General features: G+C 72.2%; 16 protein-coding genes. 6 read left to right on the top strand and 10 right to left on the bottom strand.

Annotation, left to right across the window (positions count from 1 at the left end):
* Position 1: 1 nt before the first annotated feature.
* Positions 2-703 carry a tyrosine-protein phosphatase gene (locus tag ABD385_RS09295; protein ID WP_344574587.1) on the bottom strand — a complete coding sequence of 234 codons (702 nt, stop codon included), beginning with the start codon at positions 701-703 and terminating at the stop codon, positions 2-4.
* 146 nt (positions 704-849) lie between these two features.
* Between ABD385_RS09295 and ABD385_RS09290 the strand changes: the two genes are divergently transcribed.
* Entirely contained in the window at positions 850-1,557 is a 708-nt protein-coding gene (locus ABD385_RS09290; RefSeq protein WP_344574586.1) for a GntR family transcriptional regulator, read from the top strand.
* Positions 1,558-1,642: 85 nt separating this feature from the next.
* On the opposite strand, the gene ABD385_RS09285 is transcribed toward ABD385_RS09290, so the two are convergent.
* Entirely contained in the window at positions 1,643-2,491 is an 849-nt protein-coding gene (locus ABD385_RS09285) for a metallophosphoesterase (RefSeq protein WP_344574585.1), read from the bottom strand.
* Positions 2,492-2,677: 186 nt separating this feature from the next.
* Here ABD385_RS09285 and ilvA point away from each other — a divergent pair, with 186 nt between their 5' ends.
* Entirely contained in the window at positions 2,678-3,928 is a 1,251-nt protein-coding gene (gene ilvA / locus ABD385_RS09280) for a threonine ammonia-lyase IlvA (RefSeq protein WP_344574584.1), read from the top strand.
* Positions 3,929-3,974: 46 nt separating this feature from the next.
* Here ilvA and ABD385_RS09275 read toward each other — a convergent pair whose 3' ends face one another.
* Positions 3,975-4,664: a FadR/GntR family transcriptional regulator gene (locus ABD385_RS09275; protein ID WP_344574583.1), complete on the bottom strand. Its 690-nt coding sequence runs from the start codon at positions 4,662-4,664 to the stop codon at positions 3,975-3,977.
* 353 nt (positions 4,665-5,017) lie between these two features.
* Between ABD385_RS09275 and leuA the strand changes: the two genes are divergently transcribed.
* A complete protein-coding gene (leuA, locus tag ABD385_RS09270; protein ID WP_344574582.1) occupies positions 5,018-6,808 on the top strand; it encodes a 2-isopropylmalate synthase in 1,791 nt (596 codons plus the stop codon).
* 162 nt (positions 6,809-6,970) lie between these two features.
* Here leuA and ABD385_RS09265 read toward each other — a convergent pair whose 3' ends face one another.
* Entirely contained in the window at positions 6,971-7,666 is a 696-nt protein-coding gene (locus ABD385_RS09265; RefSeq protein ID WP_344574581.1) for a DUF4232 domain-containing protein, read from the bottom strand.
* Between the two features lie 499 nt (positions 7,667-8,165).
* Between ABD385_RS09265 and ABD385_RS09260 the strand changes: the two genes are divergently transcribed.
* Positions 8,166-8,564: a DUF3592 domain-containing protein gene (locus ABD385_RS09260; protein WP_344574580.1), complete on the top strand. Its 399-nt coding sequence runs from the start codon at positions 8,166-8,168 to the stop codon at positions 8,562-8,564.
* Between the two features lie 119 nt (positions 8,565-8,683).
* Complete coding sequence (locus ABD385_RS09255; protein WP_344574579.1) at positions 8,684-9,118, top strand: helix-turn-helix domain-containing protein; 435 nt, start codon at positions 8,684-8,686, stop codon at positions 9,116-9,118.
* A 73-nt stretch (positions 9,119-9,191) separates the two neighbouring features.
* Here the strand turns inward: ABD385_RS09255 and ABD385_RS09250 are convergent, their stop codons facing one another.
* Both ABD385_RS09250 and ABD385_RS09245 read right to left on the bottom strand, forming a co-directional pair.
* Entirely contained in the window at positions 9,192-9,794 is a 603-nt protein-coding gene (locus tag ABD385_RS09250; RefSeq protein ID WP_344574578.1) for a ClpP family protease, read from the bottom strand.
* A 1-nt stretch (position 9,795) separates the two neighbouring features.
* Positions 9,796-10,434: an ATP-dependent Clp protease proteolytic subunit gene (locus tag ABD385_RS09245; RefSeq protein WP_344574577.1), complete on the bottom strand. Its 639-nt coding sequence runs from the start codon at positions 10,432-10,434 to the stop codon at positions 9,796-9,798.
* A gap of 255 nt (positions 10,435-10,689) precedes the next feature.
* On the opposite strand from ABD385_RS09245, the gene ABD385_RS09240 reads away from it, so the two are divergent.
* Positions 10,690-11,421 (top strand): hypothetical protein, encoded by a 732-nt coding sequence (locus ABD385_RS09240; protein ID WP_344574576.1) that lies wholly within the window; start codon positions 10,690-10,692, stop codon positions 11,419-11,421.
* A 260-nt stretch (positions 11,422-11,681) separates the two neighbouring features.
* Here the strand turns inward: ABD385_RS09240 and ABD385_RS09235 are convergent, their stop codons facing one another.
* From ABD385_RS09235 to ABD385_RS09220, 4 genes are all read right to left on the bottom strand, one after another.
* On the bottom strand, positions 11,682-12,521 hold the full coding sequence (locus ABD385_RS09235) for a dioxygenase family protein (protein WP_344574575.1): 840 nt from the start codon (positions 12,519-12,521) through the stop codon (positions 11,682-11,684).
* Positions 12,522-12,996: 475 nt separating this feature from the next.
* On the bottom strand, positions 12,997-13,992 hold the full coding sequence (locus ABD385_RS09230; protein ID WP_344574574.1) for a LysR family transcriptional regulator: 996 nt from the start codon (positions 13,990-13,992) through the stop codon (positions 12,997-12,999).
* Positions 13,993-14,481: 489 nt separating this feature from the next.
* Positions 14,482-15,015, bottom strand: a complete 534-nt coding sequence (locus ABD385_RS09225; protein ID WP_344574573.1) for a GNAT family N-acetyltransferase — start codon at positions 15,013-15,015, stop codon at positions 14,482-14,484.
* 60 nt (positions 15,016-15,075) lie between these two features.
* Entirely contained in the window at positions 15,076-15,780 is a 705-nt protein-coding gene (locus tag ABD385_RS09220; protein ID WP_344574572.1) for a hypothetical protein, read from the bottom strand.
* Positions 15,781-15,869 lie beyond the last annotated feature (89 nt).

Raw genomic sequence — 15,869 nt, 5'->3', positions numbered from 1 at the left:
GTCAGGCGGCCAGGGCCGCGCGCAGTCGGCCGACGTGGTCCCGGGGCAGGCCGTGTCGGGTGAGGAGGGCTTCGGCGCCGCCGCGTTCGGCCAGGGCGTCGAGGAAGGCGGTGATGGCGTCCTCGGGGGCGTCCAGCAGCCCGCCGACGGCGGCCGCTCCGGCGTAGCGCCGGTCGGCCGGCACGCCGTTGGCCGGGGCCAGTTCCAACGCCGCCAGGACCTCGGGCATGGCGGCCGCGGTGGCGGTGTAGTCGCGGATGATGTCCGCGCGTCCGACGCCCACCAGGTCCAGGACGAGGGCCACGGTGAGGCCGGTGCGGTCCTTGCCCGCCGCGCAACTCACCACGGCGGGCAGGCGGTCGGCGAGTTCGGCGACGACCGAGGCGAACCAGGCGGTGCGGTGGTCGAGCAGCAGGGTGTAGAGCCCGCCGAGCGTGGTGCCGGGGGGCAGGGCCGCCAGGTCGGTCGGGGACCCCTGGCCGGGCAGGTTGCGCACGGTGGCGCCGAGCGCGTCGGCGGCCGCCCAGTCGGCCTCGGTGCGCTCGTCCGGGCCGCGCAGGTCGACGACGCAGCGCAGTCCGGGAGCGGCGGCGGTCAGTTCGGCGGCGGTCAGTCCGGTCGGGCGGGCGGAGCGGTAGAGGAGGCCGGGGCGCAGGCGCGGGCCGGCGTTGTCCGCGACGTCGCGGAAGTTCACGAGAGGCATGGAGTCATCTATATGACTTTCCCGTCGTGGGGCGTCAGCCCTGGTGAGCGACGTGGGGATGAACGGCTCGGGAACACTCTCCCCGCCCGGTTCCGGGGCGCCGCCCGGCGCTCCGCGCGGCCCGCGCGGAGCCGTAGAGTGGCGTCGTGCCCAGAGAAGCCCGCTACCGCGCGATCGCCCGTGAGCTGGCCCAGCGCATCGAATCCGGCGACCTGCCCCCCGGCTCGCGACTGCCCACCGAGGAGGCGCTCGCCGACCGGTACGCCGTGCACCGACTGACGGCCCGTCAAGCCATGGTGGAGCTGCGCACCACCGGACTGGTGGAGACCCGGCACGGCAGCGGCAGCTACGTGCGCGCGGTGCAGCGCCGGTTCGAGGTGGCGATCGATCCGGAGACCCGACTGCACCGCCCCGGCGTGGCCGACGCCGTCGCCGCCCGCTTCACCGGCGGTGAGGAACTGCGCGCGGCCGGGCTGCGCGAGGACCCGGCCGGCGCCAGGGCCCTGGGGCTCGTCGGCGACGAGGTGTGGGAGGTCGCCACGCTGCTGCGGATGGACACGGTGCCCTGCGTGGCCAGTCGGTACGTCCTGCCGCCCCGCCTCGCCGACCTCGCCTTCGCGCCGGAGGAGGGCCTGTTGGGCGCGCTGCGGCGCCTGGGCCACGACGTCCGCTACCGCAGTCACACCGTCTCCGCCGACCTCGCGGGACTGGAGGACCGGGACGCGTTCCAGGCCGAGCCGGGCAGTGCCGTCCTCGTGCGCGAGGGGCTGCTCGTCGAGGACGAGCAGCCCCTGTGCCGGGTCGTGCGGCGGTGCCGGGGTGATCTGGTGGCCTTCACCACCCACTACGAATGACGCCGTCGCCCGCCGCCGGCGCTGCCGTGCCGGGGCGGGCGGGTGACCGCGAGGGGTCGCCGCGGCCGGTCGGTCCCGCCGGCCCTCAGTGCTCGCTCAGGTGGGAAACCAGCTGTTGCAGCGGCAGTTGGTAGACCGGCGGACCCTGCCGCAGCGGCACCAGCACGGTCCGCACGTCCGTCGCGGTGATCTCCACCTTGGTGCATGCCTGGAACGGCACGGCAGTGATCACGCCCGCCGGGGACAGCGGGTCCGCGGCGTAGGCGCTGCCCGGCCCCACCCACACCGGCACCCCGGCGAACTGGCCGGCGGCCGCGCTGTGGGTGTGGCCGGCCAGGACCAGTCGCACGTCGCTGCCCCGGACCACCTCGGCCAGGCGGTCCGGCTCGCGCAGGTCGATGTGCGGCGACAGTCGCGGGTCGTCGAAGCCGGGGGTCAGCCCGCCGAGCGGCGGGTGGTGCATGACCAGCACCGTGCCGTCCGCCGCCGGCTCCGCCAACCGCTCGGCCAGCCAGGCGAGTTGGGCGTCGTCGAGTTCCCCGTGGTGCCTGCCGGGCGCCGAGGTGTCCAGCACCACGAGGCGCAACCCGCCGACCAGCACGACGTGGTCGTACGGTTCCGTGGTGGGTGCCTGCCCGAACAGCCCGGCCCGCAGGGCGCCGCGGGCGTCGTGGTTGCCGGCCGCGTAGACGACCCGGGCGCCGAGCCGTTCCGCGGCGGCGTCCACCGCCTGCCCCAGGAGCCGGTAGGAGACCTCGTCACCGCTGTCGGTGTTGTCGCCGGAGAGGACGATCGCGTCGAACGTCGTGCCCGAGGCGACGGCCGAGTCGAGCGCGGCGGTCAGCCCGGCCCAGGGGTCGGCGGAACCGTGCAGCAGGCCCTCGGGCACGGCATGGACGTCTGTCAGGTGCAGCAAGGAATAGGAAGCAGCCATGGCCACACGCTGACCGGTCGAGTTGACCGCCCGAAGTCATCTATATGAATTCTCCGATCCTGGCGACGAGCCGGTGTCGTGCGTCGGAGGAGCGGTCACCGCGCCGCGCTGCGGGCGCACCGCGCACCCTGTCCGCATCGTGGTCGACGCGAAGGGGCCGCCGTTGCGCCGCGTTACGATCCGCGGATGTCAGGCACGTTGAACGCAGGCAGTATCGAACAGGCGGCGCGACGGCTTGCGCCGGTGGTGCGGCGGACGGCGTTGGAGGAGAACCAGCGGCTCTCGGAGCTGCTCGGCAGCCGGATCCTGCTGAAGCGGGAAGACAGTCAGCTCTGCCGTTCGTACAAGGTCCGTGGCGCCTTCAACCTGGTCTCGTCGCTCACCGACGAGGAGCAGCGGCGCGGTGTCGTCTGTGCCAGCGCCGGCAACCACGGCCAGGGCGTTGCCTTCGCCTGCCGCCGGCTCGGCATCCGCGGCCGGGTGTTCGTGCCCTCCAACACGCCGCGGCAGAAGCGCGAGCGCATCACGGCGTTCGGCGGCGACATGGTCGAACTCGTCGTGGTCGGCAGCACCTACGACGAGGCCAGCGCCGCGGCGCACTGGGACAGCGAGCGCACCGGCGCGGTGTACGTCCACCCCTTCGACGACGTGCGGACGATGGCCGGGCAGGGCACGGTCGCCCGCGAGATCACCCAGCAGTGCGACACCGCCGTCGACACGGTGGTGGTGCCGGTCGGCGGTGGCGGCCTGATCAGCGGAGTCGCCGTCTGGCTGCGCGCGCACGCGCCGCGCACCCGGATCGTCGGCGCCGAACCGGCCGGCGCCGCCAGCATGCGGGCCGCCTTGGCGCACGGCGGGCCCGTGGCGCTGTCCGAACTCGACTCGTTCGTCGACGGGGCAGCCGTGGGCAAGGTCGGCGAGCGGGCCTTCCCGCTGGTCAAGGAGTTGGTCGACGAGGTCGTCGCGGTCGACGAGGGCGCGGTGTGCACCGAGATGCTCGACCTCTACCAGAGCGACGGGATCATCGCCGAACCGGCCGGTGCGCTGGCGAGCGCGGCGGCCCGGCAGGTGGTGTCCGACACGGGACCGGGCACCGTGGTGTGCGTGGTGTCCGGTGGCAACAACGACGTGAGCCGCTACGCCGACGTGGTGGAACGCTCGCTGGTGCACGTGGGACTGCGCCACTACTTCCTGGTGACGTTCCCCCAACAGCCGGGCGCGCTGCGGCACTTCCTCGACGAGGTGCTGGACAAGGGCGAGGACATCGTGGCCTTCGAGTACGTCAAGAAGAACAACCGGGAGACCGGGCCGGCCCTCGTGGGCATCGAGCTGGAGCGTCCCCAGGACCTCGACAGCCTGCTGCGGCGCATGGGGGACAGCCCCCTGTCGATCGAACGGATCGCGCCGGGCTCCCCGTGGTTCTCCTTCCTGCTGTGAACCGCGCGGACCGCCGCGCCCGCCCCGGCGTCCCGCCCGCCGCGCCTCAGAGGCGGTACAGGCGGGCGAGGGTCCCCTCCAACTCGGCCTGCAACGTCCTGCTGGCAGTGTCGGCGTCGCCGCGTTCGACGGCCGCCATCAGGGCCTCGTGGGCCTCGTCCCCATCCTGGGGTTCGTGGGTCCGCAGGTCGAGGATGTCCATCAGGTCGATCAGGCCCGTGCGGAGCGCGGGGACGAATTCGGCGAAGAGCTCGCTCAGCACGGGGTTGTGGGCGGCGGTGACGACCGCGGTGTGCAGCGCGATGTCGGCGTCGACGAAGGCCGCGTCATCGCCGGCCGCCGCGGCCCGGCGGGCCTCCAACGCGGCCCGCATGGCGACGAGGTCGACCTTGGTGCGGCGCTGTGCCGCCAGGCGCGCGGCCTGCACCTCGACGAGCATCCGGACCTCGTAGACGTCGGTGACCGCGGCGCGCCGCAGCCGGGTGGGCCAGTCCTCCTCGGGCTCGGTGGCGATCACGAAGACGCCGGCGCCCTGCCGGGCCTGGACCAGCCCGGCCCCGGCCAGGGCGCGCAGCGCCTCGCGCACGGTGGAGCGGCCCACGCCCAACGTCTTGGCCAGGGCGGTCTCGGCCGGCAGTTTGGTCCCCACCGGCCACTGTCCACCGGTGATCTGGTCGCGCAGGTGCTGGGTGGCCTGCTCGACCAGGGGACTGGGACGGAGGGCGCCGAGCGGCATTCCGCCATCACCTCTCAGGTTGTCTGATGATTCGGGTGCCGAGTCTACTCCGGGCAAAGCTGCCGCCGAGCGCCGGCGGAGGTGGCTGGCGGTGCGCGCCGCGATGCTTCGCGGTGAGGCGCGGGGGCGGGGCGGGCGCAGTCCGGTCCGGCGCCCACCGGCCCTCGATCCGCCACCAGCGATCAGCCCCTCAGGTTGTCTGAGGAGTTGGAAGCGGCTACTGTGCTCGCCATGCTGCTGATCGACGTGCTCCTCCTCGGTTGCCGCTGCGGGGCCTGACACGACCGGCACCCCGCAGCGGGGTAGCAGGCTGCGCCGGTCGTCAGCCGGCCGACCGAGGGAAGTTCTGCCACATGGGCCCCAGTGAAACCACGACGTTCCCCACTCTGCGCACGCCGTCCGGCGAGATCCCGGCAGGTGCGCCGCGGTGGAATCCGCAACGACCGAGCGCGATGCCGCACCACCGCTACCGTCCGGTGCACGACCGGGTCGCAGTGCCCCTGACGGAACGCGACTGGCCGTCCCGCCGGATCGAGCGCGCCCCCCTGTGGGTTCCGGTGGACCTGCGCGACGGCAACCAGGCGCTGGCGGAACCGATGGACACCGCACGCAAGCGCCGGATGTTCGACCTCCTGGTCGCCATGGGGTTCAAGGAGATCGAGGTCGGCTACCCGTCCGCCAGCCAGACCGACTTCGACTTCGTCCGCCATCTCGCGGACAGCGGCGCGGTCCCCGACGACGTGACCGTCTCCGTCTTCACGGCGGCCCGCCGGGACCTCATCGACCGGACCGTCGCCTCGATCGAGGGGCTGCCCCGTACCCTCGTCCACCTCTACACCGCCACCGCACCGACCTGGCGGGACGTGGTGCTGGGCCGGTCCCGCTCCGAGGTGCACGCACTGATCCTGGAAGCGGCCACCCACCTGCTGCGCCGGGCCGAGGAACGGCCGGGGGCGGACATCCGGTTCGAGTTCTCGCCGGAGGTGTTCAACCTCACCGAACCGGACTTCGTCCTGGACGTCTGCAACAGCGTGACCGAACTGTGGGACGCCTGCGCCAGCCGTCCGGTGGTGCACAACCTGCCGGCGACGGTCGAGGTGGCGACCCCGAACGTGTACGCCGACCAGATCGCCTACATGGACGCCCACTTGGCCCGGCGCGAAGCGGTGATCCTCTCCGTCCATCCGCACAACGACCGCGGCACCGGCGTCGCCTGCGCGGAACTCGCCCTGCTGGCCGGTGCGCAGCGGGTGGAGGGCTGCCTGTTCGGCAACGGCGAACGGACCGGCAACGTCGACCTGGTCACCCTGGCCCTGAACCTCTACACCCAGGGCGTGAACCCGATGATCGACTTCTCCGACATCGACGCCGTCCGCGAGGTGGTGGAGCACTGCACCCGGCTGCCGCTCCACCCGCGTCACCCCTACGGCGGCGAACTCGTGCACACGGCCTTCTCCGGAACCCACCAGGACGCCATCGCCAAGGGCATGGCGCACCACGCGAAGCAGGCCGCCGACCGCGGGCTCGACGTCGCGGACGCGCCCTGGGCGGTCCCGTACCTGCCCATCGACCCCGGGGACGTCGGCCGCACGTACGAGGAGGTCATCCGCATCAACTCCCAGTCGGGCAAGGGCGGCATCGCCCACCTGCTGCGGACCCAGCACGGCCTGGACCTGCCCAGGACGATGCGTCCGGACTTCTCCCGCACCGTGCAGCAGGTCTCCGACAGCAGCGGTCGGGAACTGTCGCACAAGGACCTGTGGGAGCTGTTCCGCACCACCTACCTCAGCCCCGCCGAGGACGGCCCGGTCCGGCTGGTCTCCTGGAACACCACGGAAACCGCCCCGGGTGAGCACCGGTTCACCTGTGTCCTGCACGTCGACGAGGAGGAGCGGCACTGCCAGGGCTCCGGGAACGGGCCGCTGGCCGCACTCGCCGACGCCCTCGGAACCGTCGGCATCCCGGTCGACATCCTGCACTACGCGGAGCACGCCACCACCACCGGGCCGGGCAGCCACGCGGTCTCCTACGCCGAGTGCCGGGTCCGCGACGTGACCTGTTGGGGAGCGGGTTGGGACACGTCCCTCCTGGCTGCCTCGGTCCACTCCGTCATGGCCGCCGTCAACCGCGCCGCGATGAGCTGACCGGGTGCGCCAACACCGTTGAGGGCATTGCTCGTTGGGGCCTTCGACGTGGGAATGTTCCTGCTGCCTGGCGACCGTCAGTACGACGGCCGGGGGCGTGACGCCAGGCAACGGCCTACGGGCTGCCGTACCCGACCGGATACGGCAGCCCGCCGGCTGGCGTTACTGGTCCGTGCCGTCACCGGGGACGGTGCCGTCGGGGCTGGTGTGCCAGTTGGTGACGATCGGCTGGTCGACCTTGATGGGGCCGGTGTTGACGCTCGCGGGGTTGGGGTCGGAGTTGCCGATGGCCGCGATGAGGAAGGTGAACTCGACGCTGTTGTTGTCCTTGGTGGTCTTGGGGTTGATGCCGGCGTAGGCGGTCTTGGAGCCGCCGAGTTCGATCGCCGGGCCGACGGACTGCTCGGCGGGATGGGCTTCGATGCCGGCGGAGCCGAAGGAGATCGAGGGCAGGCCGCTGGGAATGGTGCAGGTGATGCCGGACTTGGCGCGGGCCGCGAGCAGGATGTAACCGCCTGCCTGGGACTTGGAACTCGCGCTGAACGTCAGGTCGTTGGCCCCGCAGGTCTGTCCGTGGCCCTTCTTGCCGCCCGACGGCGCCGATCCGGTGCCGGCGGAGGAACCCTCCTTCGCGGTCCTGCCGTTGCCGCTGCCGGAGGTGGCCTGGTCGGAGGGGCCGCTGCCGGAAGCGTCCTTGCCGGTGTCGCTCGACGCGGCGCTGGTGGCCTTGCCGGCGGCGGAGTCGTCGGAACCGCTGCCGTCGGCCGGACCGCAGGCGGTGACGGTCACCGCGAGTGCCGCACCGGCGGCCGCGGTGAGCGCTACGCGTCGGAGTCGGGCGGTGTAGGTGCGGTTCACGGTTGTTCCTCGTTTCGTTCGGGCACGCACAAGGGCCGGGCCACAACAGTCCCGTTGCCCCGTTCATCGGATGACTCCATCTTCTCCCACGCCGCTACCAATTCGCTAACGCGCCACTGATGCCCACTCAGGTCACCGTTAGAAGGGACTTTTCGACGCCGAGTGCCTGATCCCGATTAGGGCGCTTCTTTCAAAGCATCTGGTCACTAGTCCGATGTGTCGTCAACTGAGGCCCAATCGGCATGGCTTGAGCCGTCGATTCCGAATTGGGCTCCGAAGTCGTGATCACCACCACCATCGCCGTCTGATCGGCAAAATAAATCCGAAAGAAACGGTCCAGCACAGCCATAACGCCCATGAAGCGTGCGATTCGCCGGGCGTGCGCCTTTCTCGGGGCTTGGACGTCCAGGGAACCGCACGTCCTCGACGCAGCGTCCCCTTCCCCAAGGGGAGATGCCCGAAGAGAAGAGTCGCGCAAGCCAGGGAAGGAGAGCCCACGGTGTGGATCGCGTTGGCGCTACTGGCAGGTCTCACCGTCGTCGGTTTTGGCGCTCGTGAGGCCATGGCCCAGCGCCGTCTCCAACGCGAAGGGATCACCGCCAGGGGCCTGGTGGTCCGCCACCACGAGAGCAACTCGGGAAACGAGGGCGGCCCTTCCTATTTCGCGGTGGTCGAATTCGTCGATGCGCAGGGCACTCGTCACGAGTTCCAGTCCAAGTCATCGGGGGTCAAGGGCCTTCCGGTGGGCGGTCGGGTCCCGGTGCGCTACCTTTCCGACGCCCCGAAGGCCGCGCGCATCGACCTCGCCACGAGGCGGCTCTGGGACGTCGCGTTTCCGCTCGCAGCCGGCAGTCTGTTCACGGGCATCGGCATCTGGATGCTCGCCACCGGCCGTTGAAGCGGCGGCGCCCGGTCGGCCGGCACACGGCGCGCTCGATGAGCGCCCGACCGCACGGCTTCACCCAGGGCAGAACGCCGCTGCCTTCCCCCGGCGCCCCGGATCCCTAGGCTGAAGAGGTGACCACTCATGCGCCGAACGAAGCCCGCGTCCTGCCCCTGCGCACGCAGCCCTCGCCGCCCGATTCCGGTGGGGTGAACGGTGCCCCGCAGCGGTCGGCGGGAGCCCAGCGGACGCCCGCACCGAGGGAGCCGCTGTGGCGCGACCTCGTCGGCGACGTGCTGCGGCGCGAGCGGCTCGCCCAGGAACGCACGCTCAAGGACGTCGCGGAGGCGGCCCGGATCTCGATGCCGTACCTGTCGGAACTGGAGCGCGGACGCAAGGAAGCCTCCTCCGAGGTGCTCGCGGCCGCCGCCCGGGCCCTCGGCCTCGGCCTCGGCGACCTGCTCTCGCGCACCCAGGACCAACTGGCCCGCCACCCCCGGAGCAGCCGGACGGGCCGCGGCCGGACGTCCCCCACCGCGCAGTACGACGGCCTCTGCCTCGCCGCCTGACCGCGCCGACGGCCGGTACGTCGGGGCGCACCACCGTCGTACCGGCCGGCTCACCGTCCGCGGCCGCGCGCGGTCAGACGAACGCGAGCCGCCGGCTCAACACCTCGTCGGCCAGCCCGTAGGCGACGGCCTCCTCGGCGGTGAGCACCTTGTCCCGGTCCATGTCCGCACGCAGCGTCGCCACGTCGTGGTGCGTGTGGCGGGACAGGACCTCCTCCACCTGCGCGCGGATGCGGGCCATCTCCTTGGCCGCGAGGCTGAGGTCGGAGACCGTCCCTTGCTGCCCGCTGCTGGCCGGCTGGCCGAGCAGCACCCGTGCGTGCTGGAGCGCGAACCGCCGTCCGGGATCGCCGCCGGCCAGCAGCACCGCCGCCGTCGACGCCGCCTGGCCGACGCAGAACGTGGAGATCGGCGCCTGCACGAACGTCATCGTGTCGTAGATCGCCATCAGCGAAGTGAACGATCCACCAGGCGAGTTGAGGTAGATCGAGATCTCCCGCTCCGGGTTCGCCGACTCCAGGTGCAGGAGTTGCGCGATGACCACGTTGGCGACGCCGTCGTCGATCTCGGTGCCGAGGAAGATGATCCGCTCGTTCAGCAGCCGGCTGAAGACGTCGTAGGACCGCTCGCCCTGCGCGGTCCGCTCGACGACGTAGGGAACCGTGTACGACCCCATGTCACAACCCCATCCGTGGACGCGACGCGGCCGGGCGGATGTCGGCGAGCGACTCCACCACCCGGTCCACGATCCCGTACTCCTTGGCCTGTTCGGCCGTGAACCAGCGGTCCCGGTCGCCGTCCCGCCTGATCGTCTCCTCGCTCTGCCCGGTGTGTTCGGCCGTGATCCGCTCGATGGCCCGCTTGGTGAACTCCAGGTTCTCCGCCTGGATCTCGATGTCCGCGGCGCTGCCGCCGATGCCCGCCGACGGCTGGTGCATCATGATCCGCGCGTTCGGCAGCGCGAACCGTTTGCCGGGCGTCCCCACCGCGAGCAGGAACTGGCCCATGCTCGCGGCGAACCCCATCGCCAGCGTCGAGACGTCGTTGGGGATGAGCCGCAGCGTGTCGTAGATGGCCAGGCCCGCGGTGACCGAACCGCCGGGGCTGTTGATGTACAGGCTGATGTCGGTGCGCGGGTCCTCCGCCGACAGCAGCAGCAACTGCGCGCACACCCGGTTGGCCGACACGTCGTCGACCTGTGTGCCGAGGAGGACGATCCGTTGGGCGAGCAACTGTGCCGCGAGGTGGTCGTCGAAGCGGCTGGGCGGTGTGTCGCCCTCCTCCGCGCGCAGCGGCAGCGTGGCGAGTGGTGTCATCGGGTCTCCTTGTCGAGGCGGGTCTGCCGTCGACTCCACTCTTGACCTCGAACGGCCCCCGGATGCGGTTTCTCTGCCCGCAGCAGATTCGCCACGGGCAGAGCGGCGCCGGGGGCCGCCGTCAGGCTCTCCGCTACGCGAGAGCGCGAGGTTAGCGGGGTGTTAGCGGAGCGGCAGCCCCGCGATAGCGGTCCCGAGCAGAGTGGGTGTCGCACCGAGGAAATCTCGTCACCAACTGCCCCCGGGGGACCCCCAATGACTTCCCACACCGTTGCCCGCACCGCCCGCCGGCGCCGCACCCTGCGGGTGGCCGCGGCGGCCCTGACCGCGGCCGCTGCGCTGTCCCTGACCGCCTGCTCGGGTTCGGACGCCGGCGGCAGCAAGGCCGCGGGGCAGACGGCCACCGCCGGGGCCGACGGCGCGGGCTCCTCCGCCGCGGCGCCGGCCGACTCCCAGGCGGACTCCGGCGCGAAGGGCGACGCCAAGACCGGCGGCAAGGACGAGGCGAAGTCGAGCGCTGCGGGAGCGCAGTCGGGTGCCTCGCGTGCCGGCAAGGGCACCTCGCAATCCCCGACCCGCACCGTGAAGTTGGTGGACGGCAGCAAGGCGGAGGTCTACGACCTCGGCAAGCAGCGCTACCGCGCCAAGATCATCAGCCGTGGTTCGGTGCTGGCCACCCTGGAGACCACCGCGCAGGAGATCGACGCCGGGCTGGACGCCAACGACATGTTCGTGGTCCTCACGATGGGCGGCGAGGTCCACTCCTGGATGGGCGGTGGGCAGCAGGGCCCCGGCACGTTCCACCTGGCCGGTGGTTGGACCGCCAAGGTGACGAAGCTCGGCGAACTGCGCTACCGCGCGCAGATCATCGGCCACGACGGCTCGGTGGACGCCACGTTGGAGACCAAGGGCCACGACGTCGGCCTCGACGCCAACGGCATCCCCATCGTGCTCAGCACCGGCGGCATCATCAGCGCCCACGAGTGAACCCCGGCCCGCCCCGGGGCGGCGGACCAGCCTCGGGCAACGCCGTCGGCCGCGCACCCTGGCGCTGCCCGGACCCGGTGCCCGCAGATCGTCTACAGCTGCTGACGCGCTCCGCACGGCACGTGCACCCCTGAAGCAGCGACGGGCCCGCACCCGGACCAGCCGACCGGCTGACCCGGGTGCGGGCCCGCGTGCTGCCTCCCCGTCGTGCGGCCGGGCCGGCCGGGTCGGGTGGCCGGTGCCTGGCGCGGGACCGGTGGTCACTCGCGGCGCCACAGCGCCGAGACGTGCGGCGGTTCCCAGCCGGCCATCGACGTGTGGGCCTGTACGCAGCGGTAGGTGCCGCCCTGGTAGCCGACCCGGTCGCCCACGGCGTAGGAGCGGCCGGGCGCCCAGGCACCGCTCGGCGGATCGGTGGGCGGATCGGTGGGGTCACCGGGCCCCGGTGTCCCGTCGACGTCCAACACGAAGTCGAACGTGCCCTCCTTGCCGTTGCCGGCCCCGCGGACGTTCATCAGCAGCGCGGCGTCGAAGAGGGCGTCGGTGGCGTTCCGCGGCTCGCCGGGGAAGTACAACTGGCTGGTCAGCACGGGCCCTCCGGGTGCCTGTGCCTTGACGTGGAGGTGCCGAGTGCGGCCCGGGTACAGGCCCGGCACGATCGTGGTCAGCGAGAACGCTCCGCGGGCATCGGTGAACTGATGGCCGCGCAGCGTGTAGCCGGCCATGTCGTAGCTGCCGGCGTCGTCGGCCTGCCAGAAGTCGAGCAGCACACCGGCGAGGGGGGAGCAGTGCCGGCCGAAGACGTACCCGCTGACGGTCAGCGCGGTGCCGGGCATCCCGGCGTCCACCAGGTTCGTCCGCAGCGGGGAGTCGGGCTTGAAGTAGGGGCCCTCGATCTGGTCGTGGGTGGGGCCGTCCCCGTCGTCGCAGGCGGGCGTCACGGACAGCGGACGTCCCTGGCCGGCGGAGTCGCGGGCGAGCGCCCTCGTGCCCGACGACAGCAGCGGGACCGCGGCGCCGGCGGCGACGGCCGCCTTCAACAGGCTCTTGCGGCTGATCGGCCGGCCGGCGCCGGCGTCGCGGTGCGGAGGGGGTGTCATGGCGATTCCTCGGTCTTCTGAGTAGGGAAGGAAGAGGGTCGGGGCGTGCCTGACGGGTGACTGGCGCTGCGCGGAGGTGCGGACCGTGCGCACGACGACCGGCCGACACCGAGGCACCGCTGCGCACACCGCGCCATGCCGTTCGGAGGGCCGCCCTGGACGCGATCACCACCGACGACGGTAGGGGCAGCGGCGGTGGTTCAGCGAGATACCGCTCGATCCCCCTGGGCGGCGTTATGGAGCGGAACGAGCCTGCGGCGGTTTCCGCCCGCCCGCGATGCACGCCGGGGTGCGCTGGGCATCGTTGCGCCGTGGCCCGTCACGTGCCTCACAACGGCCACAGGAACCTCAACGAGGCGGTGGGGAAGGCGACTTGTTCGTGCCTGAGCAACGGGGAAGGGGTGTCTGAGACCGGATGGTCGGGCTGCTCCGCGGGTCGGGGCGTGGCGAGCGGCGCCGTTACTCGCCGCGGACGTCAGACGGCCCCTTCCTCCAACGCCACGGCGCAGCAGTCCGCCGGCCGGATCCCGTGGCCCGCCCGAGTCCGCCAGTCCGTGTAGGTGTCGCAGCGCGCCGCCGTACGCGCGTGGGCGCGCAGTGCCTGCGCCAACACCGTCGCCGCGACGTCGGGCCGCTGGTTCGCCGGGTGCCAGCCCAGCAAGTGCCGCCAGTGCAGGGGCGTTCCGGTGAGGGGGCGGGTGGTCAGGCCGGGGGTCGGCGGGAAGGTGGCCCGGCACAGGCCCACCGCGCGCCCCACCTGCACCAGGTGCGCGCAGGAGGCGGTGTCCGTCTCGTACATCCGGCGGGGGCTGAAGCCGGCCCGGGCGCAGGCCACGGTGAAACAGTCCCCGAAACAGCCGTCGCCCGGCACGCACGCCCACTTCTCATCGGCCAGGGCGGCCAGGTCGACCTCCCGTTGGTGGGCGAGCGGATGAGCGTCGGCGAGCATGACGAAGATGGGATCGACGGCGATGTCGCGCCAGACCAGGTGCGCGGCGCCGGGCGGGGGCGCCGACCCGCAGGCCCCGGCGAGGGCGAAGTCCGTGCGCCCGTCGGCCAGCAGCTCGGCCAACTCGCGCTCGGACCACGAGACGTGCGTGGTCACCGTGGTGTCCGGGGCGGCGTCGGCGAGCCGGTCCACCAGCGCGCCCAGCAGCGGACCGTGCGTCGCGCCCAACCGCAGCCGCTCGGTGTCCCGCCTGGTGAGCGCGAACCGGGCGGCCTCCCGCTGGAGTTCGCTCACCGCCGGCAGTACGACCCGGGTCCGCTCCAGCACGAGTTCCCCGAGCGCCGTGGCCCGCACGCCGTACCGCCCGCGTTCGAAGAGCGCGCCGCCGAAGGCGCGCTCGATCCGTCTGAGCTGTGCGCTGAGCGCGGGCTGCGCGAGCCCGAGCGCCGTCGCCGCTCTGGTCAGACTGCCCGCGTCGGCGATCGCGCGGAGGATCCTCAGATGTCTCAACTCCAGTTCCATGAAGGGAGCTTGCGCAATGCACGGACAGCGGGCAAGTAGTTGTTGAAAGTTCAGGCGTCGAGTCCGCGTGCGTCGCTCTCCAGCGGTGACGCCCGGCACCTGGCCGAATCCGCGCGTCGTGCGACCACCGTGAACGGCGTGCCGCCGCCCGCTCCCGGACGCCGCGGGCGCTCCCGCCGATCCGGGCGGCGGGCGATCCCGGGCGACGACGAGGGCCCTCGCCGCGCCACGACGAGGGCCCCGGTTCCCGCCGCCGGGCGGGCGGCGCGGGCTCCGACTCAGACTCCCGCGATCGACCGGATCCAGGAGCGGTACGCGGTCACGTTGCTGTACGCCGTGTTCGCCATGAACACGACCATGCTCGCGCAGGGATGCGTGACCGGAGCACTGACGCTTCCCCATAACGCGGAAGCTATGGAGCACCGCCCGACCGGACGAGGAGCGCGCTGCCGCAGCCTGCCTGTCCGGCTGCCTGTCCCCCTGCCCGGCTCACGCCTGGTACTCGGTGAGGTCGATGGCGTGCACGCGCAGCGGATGGCCGTGCACCGGGTGGGTCGTCTCGCGCTCCAGCACCATGCCGAGCTTGCGGATGACGTTCTCGGAGGCCGTGTCGCCCGCCCGGCTGATGCTGATGACGTGGTCGAGGCCACGGTCCTGGAGTGCGAACTCCAACGTGGCCTGGGCGGCTTCGGACGCGTATCCCTGGCCCCAGAACTGTTGGCCGAGCCGCCAGCCGATCGCCACGGCGGGCCCCACCTCCGGCAGGAAGTCAGGTACGTACAGTCCGGTGAACCCGGCCAGTTCCCCCGAGGCGAGCAGTTCGACGGCGAACAGCCCGAAGCCCTCCTCGTCCCACTCCTCCTCCCATCGCTCGATGGCCTCCGCCGTGTGGTCCAGGTCGTGCACCGCGCCGTCGTCGACCCAGTGCATGACCCGAGGGTCGGCGTTGATGTCGGCCATGGGCACGAGGTCGTCGTCGTCCCAGCGACGGAGCAGGAGGCGGGGGGTGCGGATCTCAGTCATGGGCCCCATCCTGCCGAAGGCGGGGACTCGTCGGAAATCGGGCCTGCGCCGCGCCGCGGGTCAGGTGCGGGTGCCCGAGGGGCCGAGCACGGTCCGCGAGGCGCGGGACTGGGCGCGCAGGACGTACGGCCCCGCCCACAGGCCGAGGAGGACCTCCGCCACGCCCACGCCGGCCGCGACGTGCGTGGTGTGGCTGCTCAACGGGACGAACACGAACCAGGCACCGTCGAAGGCGGGAGCCACGTACTCCCAGAGGTACGGCAGGGCGATGCCCAACGAGCCGTGGACGAGCAGGGCGAACGGGAGCAGCGCGAGGAACCCGAGGAAGGTCGGCGCCAACTGGGCCCAGCCCAGGTCGCGCCAGGTGGTCGGGGTCCGGAGCACGGACAGGGCGCGCTGCACGAGCGGCGGGGTGGAGCCTGAGGCGGACCGGAGCGTTGGCCCGGTGGTGCCGGATGCCGCCGCGACGGTCGGGGACATCCCGAACCAGCGACGACCGAGCTCGATTTGGCGACTCGTCAGAAAATGCAGCGCGCGGGCCGCCACGGGCACCAGTGCGAAGCCCAGCCAGACGCACAGCAGGCACATTGCGAGCAACAGTAACCAGGACGTCACCGCGGAGAGTAGGCCGAGGCCCAGCAGGACCAGTCCGCGCCACGGTGCCAGCAGGCGGCCGGACAAGGTCGGCCGCCAGCGCTCCGCCTCGGCCTGCTGCGCCTGCGCCACCGAGCCCGACTCGGTCCCGTACGCGAGGTGGTCTGCCATGTCCGCTGTCCCCGTTCCTGGTTGCCCCTTGCGGAAACGCCCGGTCCGGCGCACCGCTGCACGAGGAGTATTGCGGAAGCGGCATCACG

Origin of the sequence: Streptomyces lunalinharesii, from assembly GCF_039532155.1 — a bacterium.
Classification (GTDB): Bacteria; Actinomycetota; Actinomycetes; order Streptomycetales; family Streptomycetaceae; genus Streptomyces; species Streptomyces lunalinharesii.
Note: the sequence above shows the minus strand (reverse complement) of the source record. Positions and strands in the feature narration are given on the sequence as shown.